The 19,409-nt window shown below is 56.9% G+C and carries 1 protein-coding gene (cut by a window edge); it reads right to left on the reverse strand.

Annotation, left to right across the window (positions count from 1 at the left end; all coding sequences use genetic code 11):
• Nucleotides 1-19,409, reverse strand: partial view of a CARDB domain-containing protein gene (locus Enr13x_RS22225; protein WP_145389076.1) — the 3' portion only. Its footprint extends 17,482 nt past the window's final position; only the last 19,409 of its 36,891 coding nucleotides appear in the window; the start codon falls outside the window, past its right edge; the stop codon is at nt 1-3.

Genomic DNA, 19,409 nt, shown 5'->3' on the forward strand with positions numbered 1-19,409 from the left:
CTAAACCTCGTCCAACCATTCCCCCAACGCTTCGTCAAACGCTTCCGGTTCGGCGGCTTGCTGGAGGGCGATTTCGTTGATCACGCGGAGCGCGTCCAGGGGCGTGATGAACCCGTCCCCGTTGACGTCGTAAAACGGTGGCGGTCCGACGGTGTCGGTGATTTCAAACAGCTTGTTGGTGGATGCATGATGGACCGTGATGCGTGCCAGTTCGTTCAGCACGATCAACGCGTCAATTGGTGAAACGGACTTGACGCCGTCGGTGAGTTTGTCATCGACGTCAAACTTGTTGATCGGGTTTTGCCAACCGTTGCTCGCTTCCAGCAGGATATCGCCGACCTGGACCTGGCTGTTGTCGTCACCGAATCCGACCAGATCAAACATCAACGTCGCGACTTCGCCGCTCGCTTCGGCCGGCAGACTGATCACGACATCGATCGGCTGGGTCAAGTCACCGATCCGTCCACTGCGACGCACCCCTTCAACGGTCACGCCGTCGGCAAAGTACACCGTCCCGTCGGCCTGGATCGAAAGCAGCGCGTCGCCACCGGGCAACTTGGGCATCTCGCCCATCCAGCTGGTCGCATTGACTGAGTCCAACAAAGCGACCTCAAACACCTCCGGCGGATGCACCGCGTTGCCATCAGCTACACCCCCGACGTCCATCGAAATCCCGGTCAACGTAAACGAAATCGTATTGATGCCGTTGGGCACGACATAGGTTTGCGACAGATCGGAAACCATGCCGACGTCTTCTGTGATGATCACGTCACCGGCGGCGATCGAGATGTCGCCGATCACATCCCAGGCGAAATCGTCGGCGGTCTCATTCGATTGCTCGAAGTCCTCGTTGGTCAACCCGACAGCCGGACCGGTGACATAGGCGGATGCCACCGAATCAGCCATCAGCACAAATCCCAGCGGAACTCCGTCGTGGCCGTCTTGATGAACGTCGTTGGCGTTCGCAAACGAATCAAAGTTGGACTCGGTCAGCGTCGCCGTGTTGTAGGCATCGGTAAGAATATCAGTTTCCGCTCCCGGCAACTTTCTCGTCCCGGCCCGCAGCGTTGCAGCCATCAGCCGTTCGCCGTGGCGGGCAGGGTCCATTTCGTTGCCGCCGGGAAGCAGGGCAAACTCGTTTCCTGCGGTAACAATGAATGGAGCCGACGATTCGATGCCTTGGGTAATCGACGCAAATCCCGGATGCCATTGGCCGAATCCGAGCAGGTGCCCCAATTCGTGTGAAACCACGGTTAATAGATCATAGCCGTTGACCGGTTCGGCGCCACTGAATTCACGATCATCCAGCGGAGTCGGGTCGATGAACCACTCCCGTCCGGCGGCGTTGTCATCGATCAAAATGGATGCCGTCAACGTGCCGTTTTCGAAGGATTCCGGAATCGCAGAGGCCAGTCGTCCGCCTTTTAGGTCCGTAACATCGATTTTGACGGACACGTCGTAGGGGATGCCCAATTCGGCCTTCCAATACATCGCGGCTGCTTCGAGGATTTGCGAAAACGCGGCGGTATCCCCGATGGCTTCGTCCTTTGACACTTGGAATTCAATGTCGCCGGCGGCCTGTGACAACCCGGTCTTCAACCCGGCCGACCGGTTCGGCGCGGATTGAGTGTCGGCAGGAATCCGAACGTCGACCGGACCATAGATCGTCGACGGTTCATCTGACGCCAGCAGGTTTTGATCGCGATTAAAAACTCTGCCCACTGCGTTGATTACCGGCAGGTACGCCTTTTTATAGATCGTCGTGCGTCGCGCATCGGTGAACTGTGAACCCGATTCACTGGTAAACGCGGTGGTTCCGGTTTTTGCGTCATAGCTGACTCCGGTTGCACCCATGCGGATGTGGAATTCAGGATCGGTGTGCAGACCCTTGGCACTGGTTTCCAACATCCCGTTGCGGCCGACCCAGGCGACAAAATCAAGTTCGATACCGGCGGCTTGTGTCACCAATGCAATCTGTTCACCCTTGCGTACGAACTCGTCCAGATTCTTTGCGAATTGCTGAAACTCTTTCGACCGATGGAATGTTCCCATTTTGTGTTGGGGAACATTGAAATATTGGAGTTGCAGGCCGCCAGATTTGTCCAATCCTAAGCGAACACGCGGCGCGGGGTTGTTGAGTTCGCTGGGATGCACTGCCAAGTTTTTACTGACCGGGTCAATCACATCATGGGCGAACAATTGATTTCGGCCACCGATGCCGGTTATGAAATCTTCCAGCCCGCGGTGACGAATATCCAGGTCGGCGCTGTTGGGATTTCCGGACGCCTTGAATGCGTTCTTCTTGGTCTTCACCGCGACACCCGGATTGATGAAGTTGTCCAGGATACCGACGATTTTGGTGGCGACGGCATCGGCAATCGCCGCACCGTTTCTGCCGATGGCCGACGCATAGGTCGCAGCCTCGGCGCGGATCGCATTCAAGCCGTCACCGAACGAGGTCAGTTTGGTGTTCTCCAAGAAGCTTCCCTTTGCGCCCAAGACAAAGAACTCGCTGTCAAGCAATTGACTGACTGTCCCCAGCGCGTTGGCAGCATCCTGCCGACCGGCAAACGGCCCCGGACCGGAAAGCGTGTTGATAAAATCAAGCGTCGAGTTGCTTTGCGCCATCAGGTAACGGATTTCGGTCGCTTGGAAAAAGTCGCGCCCGACATCTTGGAAATCGATCTTGGTTCCCGAATCGCTGAGCCGGTGAACCACTTTTCCGCCGGCGTCTCCGTCGCGAACGATGCGCAAAACTCCGGCAGCGATATCGCCGTTCGGTTTTCCTTTTTGGCGGACTGCGGTTTCCTCCAAAACCCTCAACATTTGATGGTACTGTTGTGAACCGCTGAATTTGTTGGCGACGCGGTGGCGATCCATGAATCCGGGAGCACCGCTGCCGAGCGTCTTCTGCATATCGCCGATCAACGAACGTATCGTATCGGCCGAATGACCTTTTTCGACCTGCTGTGCCACCAACGTATCGATCGCAGTTTTTCGGCTTGAGTCGGTAAACGTCGGCACGCCCGACAGTTCCCTGACACGCGCGGCCAGTCGCAATGCATCGTCACCTGTATAGACACGGTCTTTCGGCTTGGCCTGTTCCAGTCGGTCGACTGGGTGTGTTTTTCCCGGGAACAAGTTGGACGGATCCAGCTCTTTCGCGGCGGTAAGCAATCTGGATGCAATCGATGCATTCTTGACCGCGTCATGCGTTGTCGGCTTGGGACGCTCGTTGAACTTCTTCCTTAGGTATTCGACCTTGCCTTTGACGTTGTTATAGAACTTCTCGGCGGTTTCCAGTTTTTCGTAATAGTCGCGTTGCACCTCCGGATCGTTGAAGTGATCGCGGACTCCGTTGTAGGTTGCTTTTGCCTTGTCGTAGTATCCTCGCATTTTAACGTAGGAACTGTGTAACGACTTGGCTCCCGAATACAGCGTTTCCCATGCAGACCGGTTTCGCGAAGCCGTCGGCGCCGAATTGGTCGGTTCGGCATTGACTGCGTCGTGTTTGTGCTGCACACGCTGGGCGACGTCGGTGGTTTGACCTTGTGCCGCACGCTCTTGAGCCTTTGCCATTGAGCGGGTTTCGCCGGCGTCGGCTTTGGCACCGTGGCGAATCGAGTTGCCGCCCAATGCGTTGTATCCGACCGATTTGACGCTCGAATAGGCGGTGCCGATTCCGCCCAGATCTTTGGCTCCGCTATAAACTTCCGTCATTGCTTCCCCAAAACCGCGACCGTCACCGCCGTAATATGCGGTCGTCGCTTTCAGAAAGCTCTCTTGGAAATCACGAGCATTGATCGCTGCGCCGGCAACGGCGGCGAGCGCCGGCCCGATTCCGGGAACTAAACCCAGTACCATCGGCCCGATTAACTTACCGGCTTCGGTATAGTTGCCGTGGACGACGGCCTGGGTCCAGAGTTGTCCTTCGGGCGCTTGGCCGGTTGCCATGCGAATCGGATCAAACACAAACGTGTTGGCCAGCTCGATCCCGCTTTGAATGGAGGCGTCGATCGCGCCGTTGACTGCCCCGATGACGAACTTGGCGGTATCCAGCGAATCAACCGGACCGATCGGACGCTGCGCGGCTTGAACGGCGCTTCGGAACGGGTTGGCAAACAGACTCAATCCGCTGGGGTCACGCAAGTTGACCGGGTTGTTTTCAACGTAGCGGTAGAGATTGCTTTCGCCGGAAGCAAATCCGATCGGGTCCACACTGATAAAGCGTCCGACCTGCGGATCAAAGTATCTTGCCCGCATGTAATACAGCCCGGTTTCGTGATCATACTCACGCCCGGCAAACAGGTAATCACTGGAGAAGCCTTCGACGGTTTGCCCGAGAACGCGCCCGAAGGAATCGATCCAGAAGTGGGTCAACAAATTCCCGCCTGCATCGGTGATTTCGCGAACGGTGTTTTGATGATCCGTCACCAGCCATTGGTATCCGGCGTCGCCGAAATCCTGAGCCAGTACCAAATCGACTTCCGGGCCTTGCAGGTAGGTCGTGTCGACTTCCGGCAAACTTGCACCGCCGCCGTCAACATCGACCCACTTGATTGCAACCTTTCCGTCGACGTAGGTGAAATACTCGATTTGCGGATCGGTCGCGTCGCCGGGCGTGTTGTCGACACTGCGGGATATCCGCCGGTCCAACGGGTCGTAGCCGTACTGAACGACTCGGACCAGCGTGTTGTTCTCGTCATAGGTTTCGACCTGGATCAGGCGGTTGCGGTGATCCCAGGCATAGCGATCCACCGTGTTGTCATCGACGTTGGTCGACGTGATTAGATTTCCTTCGTCGTCATACTCATACGCCAGATCTCCTGCCGACAGCAGTTCGTTTTGATCGTCGGTTTGGTAGGCGGTTCCGTGATGCGTCGACGCGATCCGTTGTCCGTTGGCGCCGTAATCATAGATTTCGTCGTCCAGTTCGGTCGCGGTATGCGTTACCGACGTTAGCTGATATTGATCGTCATAGGAATAGATGGCGTCATCAAAGGTGCCGGAGATGAGTTCAATATTGCCCGCGATATCGTAGTCCAGGTCATACTCGCTGATCGCAGAACCGGAATTGACGTGTCGCAGCACATCCAGAAATCCGCGACTGTCGTAGGTCAACGTCGTATCCAGCAAGCTCTGTGAGCTGCGATCGTCATAGCGTTCAATTCGGGAGATCGATGCGAGTCCGGTCGCGTACTCAAATCTTACTTCTTTGTTGGTAACGGCGGTTCCGGTTTGACGAATGCTCTCCATCCGATCGGTAGCGGCCTGGTACGAATAAGTTTCCGTCAGTAGTGGACTTGCGGTACCGACACGGACTGATTGTTGCGCGGTTTGCCCAAGGATATTGCGGGTGTAGGAGACTTCGATGGGATCGATTCCGGGGACGGCATCGGTCGTTTCGCTGGAGGGATTACCGAGTACATCGCCGCTCAGTTGATAGGAGACCGAAGAGTTCGGGTCCGTGGTGGATATCAATCGTCCGCCGGCGTCGTAAACATTGTTGACTTCAAAAATGACATCGTGGTTGTCATCCAGCCATCGTTCGCGGAGCACTTGATTGCGACCGTTGTAGGTATACAAGGTGCGGCGACCGTTGCGATCGGTGGTTTCAATGATGTTGCCAGCCGGATCCATGACATATTCACGAACGCCTTGGCTGGTGGTTTCGCGGATCATGCGATCAGTAGCGTCGTGATCCATGGTGGTCACATTGTCCGCCGAGTCCGTGACGCTGGTCAAATTGCCGGCGTCGTCGTACTCGTATCGCGTTGTTTCATCGAGCGCATTGGTATAGGTTTCGCGTCGATTGTGCAGGTCATAGTCCGAATGATCGATCAGAACGCCAAACGCATCGAAGGTCTTTGTCAGGTTTCCGTTGGCGTCATATTCAAATCGCGAGGTGTTGCCGTCGGCGTCGGTCGCGGTATCTCGGCGATCGAGCGGATCGTAATCATAAGTAAAGGACACGGATCCGCTGGTTTCGGCAATCAAGTTGTTGTTGGCGTCATACCGCATCGTTGCGTCTTCATCAAAGCGGCTGGTGACGGAAACGGCGCGCCCCAGCGCGTCGTAGATGGTTTCCGTATCCAGGTTGCCTGCGGCGTCGAAGTACTGGACCGCATAACCGTCAGCGCGGTTGATGTATTCCCATCGATTGACAAACTTCTCCGCCGACCCGGCGGCCGGATCGTCGGTCAATACTTCTTGCAGGATCACGCGGCCTTTTAAGTCATAGTCGCTGTTGGTTACAAAACCGTTTGCGTCGGTGGTCGAAACAATATTGCCTGCGTTGTTGTAGTCGTTCAGGACGGTGACGGTTTCGGGCGAATCCGGCGTGCCGACCTGTGCGTCAATTCTGACCAATCGATTTTGCCGATCGTAGGTGAAGACGTTGGTGTAAAAGTCACCGCGTACCGAAGTCTCCGACGCCACCGATCCGAGTTCGGTGTAGGAGACCTTTCGCACCAATTTGTCTTCGTATCCCGGAGTTGGGATACCGGGCTCGCCGGGGACACCGGCAGGCATATGAACTTCGGTCAGTCGATTTAAATTATCGTAAAAATAGTTAACGGTGAAATACTGACCCCGGGGATCGGTTTCGGCGACCAAGTTGCCCAGGACGTCATACTGCATCGTGTAGGTCAACGCTTCGTCTGTTTCCGCAGCCTTGGTGGACGCGATCAACAGGTTTCGCGCATCAAAGCGGTTAACCGTTTTGATACCGCGCGGATCGACCGCTTCGATCGGATTACCGACCGCGTCGTATTTAGTCGTGGCGGTGTTTCCAATTTCATCGGTGTGTTCAACGATTCGTCCCAAACCATCCAGAACGGTGGTGGATTCGTAACCTCTGGGGTTCGTATCAATGCGTTTGCTGCCGCCGGATTCATAGCGACTAAATGATTCGTGCTCCAATGCATCGACGGTCAGAACGTTACGATCCAGTTTGTCATAGCGGAATTGTGTCTGTCCGAGCGTGGTTGTTAGCGTGATCAAATTGCCGAAGGCATCGTACACGGATTCCTCGCTCTCACCGATCGGATCGGTCATCAAGACCATCCGTCCCAGTAGATCGTACCGATAGGTCGTTACGTAGTCTTCGCCGCCGATCCCGACTTGTTGGACGACGTTGCCCATCGCGTCATAGCTTTTTCGGTCAATCACCGTGTCGGTTGTTCCGATGTCACCACTGGGGTATTCCGAGGTCAGCGTGCGGCCGGCAAAGTCGACGGTGTAACGACTGATGAATTGCTCGCCTCGCGGATCGATATATGCGATTCGGTTGCCGGCAACATCGTATTGGAACTTGTCGACGTGCTGACTCGGGCTTCCAAATTCACCCGAGGCTCGCGACGTTTCCACCGGATGGTTCATGGTGTCATAAATCGCGGTGGTCGCGTAGGCCGGTCCGCGCGGATCAATGTGACGGACTTGATTGCCGACGCCGTCGTAGTCGTACTGATCAACCAGATATTGACCTGAATCGATCGATTCGCCCGCCGGACGTCGTGTTTCCAAAACCAGATTCCGCGCGTCGTATTTGATGAAGGTCGTAAAGAATTCGCCGCGACCGTCGGTGGTGGCGATCACGTTGCCGACAAAGTCGTTCTGGTTTGCCGTGGTGTGGTCTTCGGCGTCCGTATGCGTCAATTGGAAATTGAGTGCGTCGTAGGTCCAAGATTGCTCGTGCGGCAATCCGGCTTGGTCGAGTGTCGGGCCAACCACCCGAATCAGGTTGCTGTTTTCATCGTAGAACAGGCGAGATTCCCGTCCGTCGGCATCGATCACGCGTTCCGTACGCCCCAAAGCATCGGGGAATACGGTTTCAATCTTGGTTTCGGAGAATTCATCCCCGAATCGTGTAGTAACCTCCAAGTTTCCGGCCGCATCATAGGAGTATTCGATGCGGTTGCCTTCCGCATCGATTTCCGCCGACAACAGCCCCCGCGGCGTGTATTCATAGCTGACGATACCGCGCTCGGTGGGCGTGTTCACCCAAGGCAACTGTATCGTTTTGGTTCTTCCGGCCGCGTCGTAGTCGTAAGTGGTAACCGCAGGTGCGCCCGGTGCGTTTTCGCTGCCGGTCGGTTGAGAGATTTCCCGCAGCATCCCTCGCTCGTCATACGTCATGGTCGACGTGTAGTAGGCACCACGAGGATCGACGACCGATGTCTGGTTTCCGGCAGCGTCATACACATAGGTGCGTACGGAGCGCGGCCCGGGTGTGTTTTCGGCGCCCGTGTTCATCGACTGACTGACGACGCGGTTTTTGGCGTCGTGGGTATATTCGACTTTAAAGAAGTCACCCCGGGGATCCGTGACGGATTCGACGTTTCCCGCATCGTCATGCGTGTACTTGGTGACAAGAACTTGTTCACTTTCGGCGGCATCGAATGTGTTGACATGAGTTTCCATCAACCGGTGCAGGTCATCATATTTGAACTCCGTCCAATAGCGGTCACCGCGCGGGTCGACTTGGCGTACCAGGTTTCCGACTGCATCGTATTTGAACTGTGTGACGGCAAAGAGTTCTCCCTGTTCACCGGCCTGTCGGGTTTCAAGCTTCTGATGCCCCAGCCGATCGTAGTCATAGGTTGTCATATAGCCGCGGGCGTCAATCATTTCCGTCAAGTTGCCGACCGGATCGTAGTCGCGTTTTACAACATTACCCGCTGCATCGGTGCGTTCTTTCAGCCGGCTCAGCGAATCGTAGACTCGCGTGGTAATAATTTCGCCCGAGGGAATTGAACCGTCGCAACTGGAGGCGCCGTTGCGTGGATCCCCCGTCGCGATCACGTTGCCCAAGGCATCGTAGGCAAAGCAGGTCGTGTAACCCGCTGTCGTCGCCGCATCGGGATCGGCCGGTTCAGTGATGCCGATCAGCTGATTCAGCCCATCAAAGTATTGTGTCACCAGGTAGGTGTCGTCGGATTCACCACTACTTTCCGGCCCACGAATTTCCGTTCGGTTGCCGACAGCGTCGTATTCGTAGTAGGCTGTGAAATCCAAAGCGTCGGTTTCGCTTGTGACACGACCGGCGGCATCATAGGTGAAGGTCGTTTTCCATTCGACGTTTCGCGGATCGGAAACCGAGGTCATGTTTCCGGCATCGTCGTATTCGGTAACGATCTCGTAGGGTACCGGATTGTCGGAGGTGCCGCTTGGACCAAATTCCTTGACGAGGCGACCGACTTTGTCGTAATCGTAATTCGTTGTATAGAAGTCGCCTCGGGGATCGGTCTGGGACATCAGATTTCCGGCGGCGTCATAGACAAACCGATCGACCAATCCATTTCGCGTCCGTGTCTCCATGTGTTTCAGATCGTCGTAGCCGAATTCAATGCGCAGACCGGTGGGATCGATGTTGGTTTCGACCAAGCCCAGCGGGTTGTAATCGGTTCCCCAAATTGCTTCTTCGTCGCTACCCGGTGCAATCTTACGTTCGATTTCACGGCCCAAGAGATCGTATTTGAATTCCGTGCGGTGGTCGGCGCCGCGGTCGTCGATCAATTGAACCAGGTTTCCAATCTGGTCATAATCGTAGCGGGTGGTGTTGCCTTCACCGTCGACGACCTTTCGCAATCGGCCCGATTTGTCATAGGTATTGATCGTCAAATTGGAATTGGTTGAATTTTGACCGCCGAACGTGTGTTCGTAGAATTGGTATCCGACGGCATCGAAATCAAACTCTTTGATAACGCCGGTCGGGTATTCGGCCCGGAACATGCGGTTGATCGGATCGTAGAAATAGGTGCTGGTATAGTCAGCCGCATCGGCACCGTCTTCATTGCCTCTCGGATCGACTTCGGTCAGCAGGTTGCCGACGGCGTCATAGGTGTAGGTGGTCATGTTACCGAGCGGGTCGGTCGACGCAATCATCCGATTCAGTCCGTCGTAATCCATCTCGGACCGGAATTCCGTGTTGTCGCGATTGCCGTCGGCGCGGCCGTCGACGGTTGCGATAACGTTTCCATTGCCGTCGTAGAATAGATGAGTGATTTCATCTTCGGCGTTGGTGATTTTGATCTGTCGATCCAACGCATCGTATTCAAAAAGGGTTGTAAATCCGCGACGATCGGTTCGGGTTTCGATATTGCCGTCGGGGAAATACGTGAACGACTCGGACGCGGCACCGTTGTAGGTGATGGAGTCGACGCGATTGCGGGTGTCGTAGCCGAATACAGTCGCAAACGGATCGTCGGATTCGGCGGCTTCGATCGTCTGCGTGGGATTGCCAGCCAGGTCGTGGTAGGTCCGCAAGTAATGTCCTTCGGCGTCAATCTGTAAACCGACCGAGTCGAACACGTTGTAGAAATACTGTGTGATGCGATCTTCGGTGGCATCATTTTCTTCGACAACTTGCGTCAATCGATCCAGGTTGTCGTGTTCAAAATAGCTGACTTCGACGGTCGGACCTGTTTCGGATTCAATCCGACCGCGACCGTCCAGCGTTCGGTCAATGAATACTCCGCCGGGCAACAGATCGTCCTCGTGTCGCCGTGCGGCATCGTAGGTAAACGTGGTTTGCCGCCCAAGTTCATCGTATTGATGAATCAACAAGTTATGCTTGTCATAAACTTCCGTGGTGTAGTATCCGCGCGGGTTCTTGATGATGCGGTAGCTGTACGATGGATTTCTTTCGATGCTGTAGTCCGGCGTCAGGCCGGTTAAGTCGTATGCGAATTGCGACACGTAGTTCAGCTCGCCGGCATCGTCACTTCGCTCGATCGGCCGGTTCATCACGCCGTATGCAAAGGTGGTTTGGGTTTCATTGCGATCGGTTTGCAGAATGGGGTTTCCCTGGGCGTCGTAATCACTGGTGCTGGTGTATTGAACATCCTGCAGGAAATTGGTGGTCGTCAAAACACGATTCATCGGATCGTAGGTCATTTCAACGACGTCGCCGGCCGGATCAACCGTGCGCGCCAGATTGCCTTCCAGTCCGTCGTAGTCAAAGGTCATCGTGCCGTCGGTAAAGACGGTCGTTTTCATACGCTCCAGCGTATCGTAGGTATAGCTGGTGACGTTGCCCAAGCCGTCTTCGACCGATGATGGCAGTCCGCTGGTGGTGAACGAAAATTTCTTGACGGTGCTGGTCGGGTTGCCTTCAGGGGCATCCGGCACGGTGGTTGTCACGGTGATCGCATCGCCCACCGCGTTGAGCGTGTGAATGGTTTCGCGTCCGTAGGTTCCCTGAGAGATCCCTTCGGTGATGCGCACCAGTTGATTGTTCTTGGCAAGATCGAATTCGTATTCCGTCTTGACGGCGACACCGGAATCGGGGCCGCCCGGAAAATCGGTGCGTTCGATGATGTTCCCAAAGGCGTCGTAGACAAAACAGACCACGTTGCTGAGTGCGTCGATTTCCGCGATCATCTGTCCGCCCGCGGCGGAGCGATCGAATCGCCGCACGACACCAAGGTCGTCTTCGACTTTGGTTAGTTGACCGAACCCGGTAACTTCGTATTCGACTTTGTTGCCGCGGAAATCGGTGTACGTCGCACCGGCGCGGTAACCTAACGTTTCGTCATTGTTGTGATCCGGATCAATGCCGCACTTTTCAGCTTCGGGTCGATCGGGTTCGGCACGACGTTCCGGTGAAGCGACGATCTCCAGTTTGGGCGCGGAATCATAGTTCGACGCGTCTGCAACCTTTAGAACGGCAAAGGATTGTGATGGAGACAGAGTGAATGTCTTTGCGTCGATTCGTTCACCGCCGTTAACTCGTCCGATTCCGTCGTAGGAAACCGTTTCGTTGAATTCGTCATCCAGGGGATCGTTGGCGTTGCCCCGTTTAAAGACTTGGGACGTGATCAATCCGGTCAGCGGCCGCGCATCGCGATCCGGTTCATACGGCAAAGAATCGTAATTGAACGTTCGAAACGTTTGGTCCGGATCGGTAATCTTGGTTAATTGATCGCCGGTGTATTCAAACCGGGTAACGCGCCCGGCCGGATCGGTAATCGATGTCACTTGATCGCCCGAATAGCCGAACGTCGTTACCAGTCCGACGGGATCGGTAACGGAGATTAAACGGCCGTCTCGGTGAGTGAACAGGGTTTCGTTTCCATGGCGATCGCGGACCACGGACAAACGATTGTCTGCGTCGAATTGATAGACCGTTCCGTCCAGCATTCGCCGTGTAAAGCGACCGTTGGCGTCCTGTTTCAGTTCGGAGTAGTCCAGTGCCAGCGGTGTGTAGGCCTGTCCAAACTCCTCAGGCGCCAGGAAGATTTGTTCGGTTCCGTTGCCGTCGACCAGCAACACTCCGCCGTCGCCTTCGAACAATTCCAAATAGCCTTCCAATCCCCAACCCGCTCCGAATGCGCCCTTGCGGGAGTTGACGACGGACAGCGGTTCGGTTTGGGTTTGAACACGCTCGGGAACCAGACGTCCGCCCTGCTCGCGCACGATTTGGTAATCCATCGACAGTGTGTACAGTCCGCTGGCAGCTTCACTGAGGTCAAACGGGATTCCGAGCCCATACTGCGAATCCCCTTCGACCTTACTGGGCAGTTTGGTAAAGAACGTATTTTCGGACAGTCCCGCATCGCGCAATTGTTCCAATACTTCGTCGTTCGGTTTTGAGTCGGCTTGGAAAACAGCATCAGCGTTCCGTGCGGACAACGAAACGGCAATTCGCGGATCGCCTGTTGTGTCAATCTTGTCGGCTTGCGGTATCGCAAAGTAATGGATCAATCGAGTTTCGGCGCGCAACGAATCGTAATGGAGATTCAGACCGCGGATTTGACCCTGCGATTGATAGGTAACCAGTGAATGCGTTTCGTGGAACGCGCCGGTTTGAATTTCTGCGGAGGATTGGATTCCGGTTTCGACATCGGCCGCTTGATTCGGAAAACTTTGCAGACTCGGGGTCTGGTTGTACGGCGTCGGCGAAAGGCCGATCAAGTTGCCTTTGAGTGTCGGTTGGATGCTGATGCCGCGCGGTCCGCGATCGGTCCCCAGCGGTGCGTAAAGGTTAGGAGGTCCGTTACCGAAGGGATCGATCGGCGGAACGCCATAGCCGACCGACGGTCGTTCGCCCGGTTCGTTGTCGGCAAAGAATCGGTAATCAGCGGCGATGCCGACTTGGGGCGAGACTGCATCAATGGGAACGGTCGACAGGGGCCCGCGCAGAATCGTCGATAGTTCCGCAATCGAATTTTCCGGCGGTTCGCCGTTGGGATATTGGCCCCACGGATCCAAAACGCCGCGTTCGGAATATTCTTCGATCAGTGAAATCGCCGAAGCCGTGTCGTACCCGAACACGGTGTTTTTGGCAGTGAACGATGCCAACGCGATCCCCGTGGCTGCGGACACGGCAACGTTGTCGGGGAAACCGGCTTCGATCGGTCGTGTTGCCGCAACCAACCGAGGCTCATCGACCAAGCTATCAAAGTCGCCGGTCGGTTTTCGAATGATCCCGATGTTGCCGCCGGCGACAATCGATTCATTGATTGTCGAACGAGATACCGGGACACCGTTGATCCAGTGTTCGAACAATGGGTTGTAGGCATCAAACACTCCCAGGCTGGGGTCACTCATCGGATCGCCCGAAGTGAATTTTTTGAACCCCGTAATTAAAGCGTAGGAGGGGTGTTCTTTGCCAATCGCGTCTTTGAACAGATTGGCCGGTACAAATTCCACGCTCTGCGCATTGCGGACTCCAAAGGCCTGGGTATCGCGTCCTTCGACCAATCTGGGAATTCGTCCAAACGGATTCAGGTCGACGAATTGGTAATCAAAGACTTCGGTTCCGCGTCGTAGTACCCCGAACCCTTCTCCGCTTGCCGAGCGATCGACAATCAGGAACACCCCGACTTCATCGGTTGCCGTAATGTCGTAGGGATTGGGGCCGACCTCCGTAATCGCATCGGGCAACTGTTTATCAAAGATCAAACGTCCGTCGATCGGCGGTGCCTTGCTTTGTTCCCCCGATCCGGAAACCAACTTGCGAGTGTTTGCGTCGCGAAGCGGGTTCAAATCGATGCGTAATACCTTGCCGGGCCGGTCCGCCGGAGCGCTTTCATAGATGGTTCCCGAAGGCGCCGTCACCATCAACGCACTTCCGTCGGTTTCAACAGCCAGTCCGCGCAATCCGCGGGGGACTTCCATCTCCGGCAAGTCAATCGAATCGACAAGTTCGTGGAATGTCGGCGAGTACGGGTTGATGTCGATCACGTAAACGATCGGATGCCGAAAGTCGGACACGAACAAATAGTGACCTTGGGGATCGACAACGGCATCAAACGGTTGTGCGCCGGAGGGCAGATCGATCGGTTGAACGCCGTCCTTATTCACATCGTCCGGAACTCTCGGATCATCTTCGGTGATCATATCGGCTTCTTGAAGCGCGACCGCATCGATGACTGCAATTTCGCCGGATCGCTGCAGCGTGACATAGACGCGGGTTCCATCGGGCGAAACAACGCTTTTGCGCGGCGCCAGACCATTGGCATCCACATCGGTGCGGCCGGCTCCCAGCGGAATCACTGCGACGACTTTCGGCACCAATTTGTCGTTGCCTTGATAAGGCTGTGTTGCAAACAAGTCATAGACGGTGACGGTATCGGCCCCGCCGGCGGGGACAAAGGCAAACCGGCCCTGCGTCACGGGGGTGACGGGATTACTGGTAAAGATCTGGCGGCCGAATTTACCGTCCAGCGGTGCGTTGTTCGGGCGAGTCACCGTGATCGTACTCGCCCCCACCAACACGCCTTGCGGAATCGGTACCGTCAAACTTGTGGCGTCGCCGGTCAGTTCGGAACCGTCGACGGTGTAATCCAATCCGCCGACCGGAAACACATTGCCGTCGGCATCGAAGGTGTCACGACCGCCGATTTCAAAGGTCACGAACAAGTCGGCCACGCGTGTTCCTAGCGGCCCTGCATCCGCGTAAGGACTTTGGAACAAAAAGTCCTTGCCGGTAAGTTTTAGCTGTGGTTCTTCGTTGTTCGAACTGATCACAATCTCGGCCGAAGTGATCGTCGGTGCCTTCAGCGTCGCTGCGATCAATCGAGGCTTCAGCGGGAATAACCCCTGCTGGATTTCTGCCTCGCTGACGCGGACGCGATTCGTTTCCAGCAACACCAAACCTTCCGGCTGGGCTGCGTGGTATTTCATGTCATAGTCAAACTCGGCTACCACCGGCAGGAACATGTCACCGAACGGGCCGGCCGAAGCATAGAACCGTTTCTCCGGATCGCCCGCATCGGGACCGGTCGCTTGATCAAAGCTGACCACTCCCGGGAACCGTTGTGCCGAATAGTCGTTGTATTGCTTTTCACGGATTTGAATATCGCTTCGCAGGGCCAAGTATCCCGACAAATCCGGTGCGGTCATCGCGTAGGCGGCTACCGGGCTGGGTTTGAAGATTGCCGACGAACCGTTGTTCCAGGTACGCGCCCCGACGCCGATGTTCGGAGGACTGGTTGTGCGCGCGATCCCGTCGGCACCGACAACCATTGAATCGACGTAACGCCAACTCTGTTCCACAACACCGCCTTCCAAAACGACATCGACCGGTTGCATCAGGAAAAACTCGTCGCCCGGTGAAGCCGTCGGCGGAGCGGGGATCGCCAAGCTGAGCGGCAGATCGGTCGCCACTTCGTCGCCGGTGATCGTTACCCCCGCAGCAAACTTGAATCCACCGGGAACGGAATACGGAAGATCGCCTTCCTGGACCCGCTGAACCGAAAAGTCTCTCGCAGCATCCACGGCACTGGCGGGAACGCCGACCACGACTCCGGTGCCGTCGGATACCAAGCCGCCGTCGGCACCGATCGAAACCGTACCGGTTGCCGCCGAGGCAACTAAGATGTCGATGACCGTTGCCCGTCCGCCGTTGATGACGGTCACCCGCGTCGTGCCTTCACTGACGGCGACCAGGTTTCCTTCGGCGTCAACCGACACAACGGAGGCGTTCTCGGGAACGTAAACGGTGCCCGTGACCGAGGGTGAGATGTCGATAATATCATCGAGCAAACGTTCACGAACGACGATCTCTCTCGCTTCGCCTGCGGTCATCGCATAACTGGTCGGGAACACTTCAACCAATCGCTCGGCACGCGCCCCCACTTCAACCGCCAAAGCCGCCGCTAACCCGGCAGCGGTCACCGTTATGACGCCGGTTCCTGCGATGCCGGCGGTAACGAGTCCGCGGTCGGTCACCCAAGCGACGTCGCCGGCGGTGCTGCTAAACGATGCTTCGCCCGGCAACAATTCGACCACCGAACCGTCGGGTCGGATCCCTTGGACGCTGATCAGGGCGACATCGCCGGGAGACATGAGTCGTTCGCGCGAGCCGATTTCCAATTTGACAAAGCCGGCAGCCACGGCCGACGTTGACATAGAGGTCGCGGCTGAAGAAAGAATTCCATCATTGGCGGCGACGTCAATGCTTCCGGTTTGACCGATGGATCCGGTGGAACTGACCACCGCCAATCCGCCGCCCAGGTTGCGAACATCAACTCCGGCGACGGACGAAGCTACAGCGAACAACGGATCATTCTCAGGATCAGAACTGAACGCCGTTAAATCAAGCGGCACCGATTGCCCGTTTCGAATTTCGATCGGCAAGGCGGGTAACACGATGACGGGCGCTTGGTTGGCGATCCATCCGAATGCACTTTCCAGTGCCGAACGATCCAGCGCGTCGACATCGCCGTCACGGTCCGCGTCGGCGGATTCCAAATAGTTCGCGTCGGTACGAATCGATCCGAACGCGGCAGTCAAAAGAGTCTGGTCCAACCCGTCAACTTGTCGGTCGCCGTTCAGGTCTCCTGCGGCATACAGATTAACGGTGTACGCTGCCGACGCCGCACCTGAAATCAACAAGGAATAGGTGCCGGGATCCTGGATGCTGTAGGTGCGAACGGCTCGCGAACCATTGTCCACCGAAGTGCCGGCCACTAAGTCGACGATCTGGCCCACCGCACCATCGACATCCACGCCGATCGTAATCGCACCGCTGGGACTGCTGCGAAGTTCGCCTGCGGTGATCGTGAACGCGTAGGTGTCGTCCCCGCTTCCCAGCGTGCCCGTGATCGGGACGGACAGCATTTGCCGCGTGCCGCCGAGGTGCGGTTGAATCGTCGCGACCGAATCGACCGCGCCGTCGACGTCGTACGTGATCGACTGACCGGCGCCCGACTTCGGACTGATCGTCGTCAGCCTGGAACTCGTGTCATATCCATAGAACGTCCGGTCGCCCGTCGACGCATCGATCACGATCGCCAGGCGGCCTTGATCATCGTAGCGATAAACAAACTGCTCACCCGTCGGCCCGACCAGTTCGCTGATCCGCCCGTCGCTGTCGCGAACAATCGTCAACCGCTCCCCGCTGGGCGCGACAATCCCGCTGTCGGTCACCCGCAGCGACACACTGCCATCGGCCGCCGTGATCCGCCCCAGCAAAAAGGTGTCCGACACCTTTTTGGCAGAATAGGCAAACTGTGTGCCGCTGGGGGAGGTGAGGGTGAAGACGGTGTCGCCGGCGGGGACGAGCGTTGGGCTGTAGGGAAGACCGCTGCCGACCACGTAGTAACCCGAACCCGCTTGGCGCAGGTTGGCGTTGAAGCTTTCCAGCGTCCAATCGACTCCCGCGTCGGCTTGCCAGGCGGGTGCGAAGGTGGTGATGCTGCCTGACGAGGTCTCCATCGGCGCGAAACTGAATCCGACGCGTTGTCCATCGGGTAGCGTCAAGTAGACCCGCGCGTCATCGGTCATCGCCGCAAATGCGTCATCGGAATCGCCCCCCAAGTCGAGCGACAATCGCGGATCGAGCAGCGGCAGCGTCCAACGGGTGCCGAACGCGGAATCTTCATCTGAAATCGTCAACGAATCGTGAACCCGCGTGATCGGAACGCTGATCCCGCCGAGCGTCACTGACAGATCGGTCGCCGATTCAAACAGCGATCCCGATTTATCGCTGGAGTTGATTTCGATGTCATGATTGAACGTCGAAGTCAATCCACCGAAATCACTGGCCGTGACTCGCAAGGTGTAAAAACCGTTGGCGAATTTTGCGGGATCCAGTTCCACGTTTTGTGTGATGCTGGTCGTGCCCGCACCGATCAATCGCGCCGCCCCGCCGCCTCGCGGCACAAGTTCGATGCGGTAGTCGGCCAGTCCCGTGTCGGAGATGCTGACGATCAGATCCCGCGGCTCGGTGAACACCGGCGGCGCCAATTGCAGCACTTCGATCACCGGAGCGGCGAAGTCGCTCGGGTCGCGCACATAGACCGGTTTGGTGATCGTCGTCGTGCGGCCTTCGGCATCGGTCACCACCGCCGTTGCCGTGAAGCGTCCCGGCGCGTCGGCGACGAACGTTCCGCGTCCGAGCGAGTCGAGCACAACCGGTGTGCCGTCGATGGACAACGTGGTGCTGGTTAGTTCGACATCGCTATCGGCGATCGGCTCGATCGTGATCGGTTGCCCCGGCGTGGCCGGGAAACTGGGCGTGGTGATGACTTGCACCTTGGGACCGGCCGGCTCCAACGAGGCGACGATCGTCAGCGGACGAACCGTTGACGTTTCTCCGTCGTCCGCCGTCAATCGCACCGTGAACGTGCCGGCTTGGAAACTGGCCGCGGTCCAGCGGATCACGTCATCGGCATCCAGCGTCGCACCGGCGGGCAAGTCGTTGGCGGCGAGCGTGATCGTGTCGCCATCCGGATCGGTCGCGGTGATCGGTATTTCAAGCAAGGTTCCGATCTGGGCGTTGCGCAACTGGGGAGCGTCGATCGTCGGAGCCCGATTCGTTCCAGACACGGTGACGGAAACGTCGACGGAGTCTTTCGCGCCGGACGGATCCGTCACGCTGAACGGGAACGTGTAGTTGCCGGCGGAATCGAAGTCGACGTCCCAAATCACCGTCCGGCCGGCTGGATCGAAATTGAATCCGTCGGGTGCCGCACCGTCAAAGCTGTAGATCAGCGTCTCGCCGTCGGGATCGCCCGCCGAAAGCGTGAACACCAATTGATCGCCTTCGCGGGTGAACAACCGCGGCAACGTACTGAGCGTCGGTGCCTGATTGGTATTGGTCACCGTCACCAGAACGTCTTCGCTGCGCGATCCCGCGCCGTCGCTGGCGGTGATGCGAATCCGATAGGTCCCCGCCTGGGTTTGGCTGGGCGTCCAGCGAAATTGCCCCGACTGGCCGTCAAACGTCGCGCCGCCGGGCAACTGTCCCACCACGCCGCCGACGGCCAATCCGGCTTTGAAGAACACCGGGTCGTTGTTGGGGTCTGACGCCGATGCGGTGAGTTGCAACGTCTGGCCTTCGGCGATCGTTTGTTGTCCGATCGGATCCAAGTTTGGGCGGATGTTGTTGTCGCGGACGTTCAGCGTGATCGTCCGCGTGTCGGATAGCTTCAGCGCGTCGTCGCCGTTGCCGCTGTCGG

Origin of the sequence: Stieleria neptunia (genome assembly GCF_007754155.1) — a bacterium.
GTDB classification, from domain to species: Bacteria; Planctomycetota; Planctomycetia; order Pirellulales; family Pirellulaceae; genus Stieleria; species Stieleria neptunia.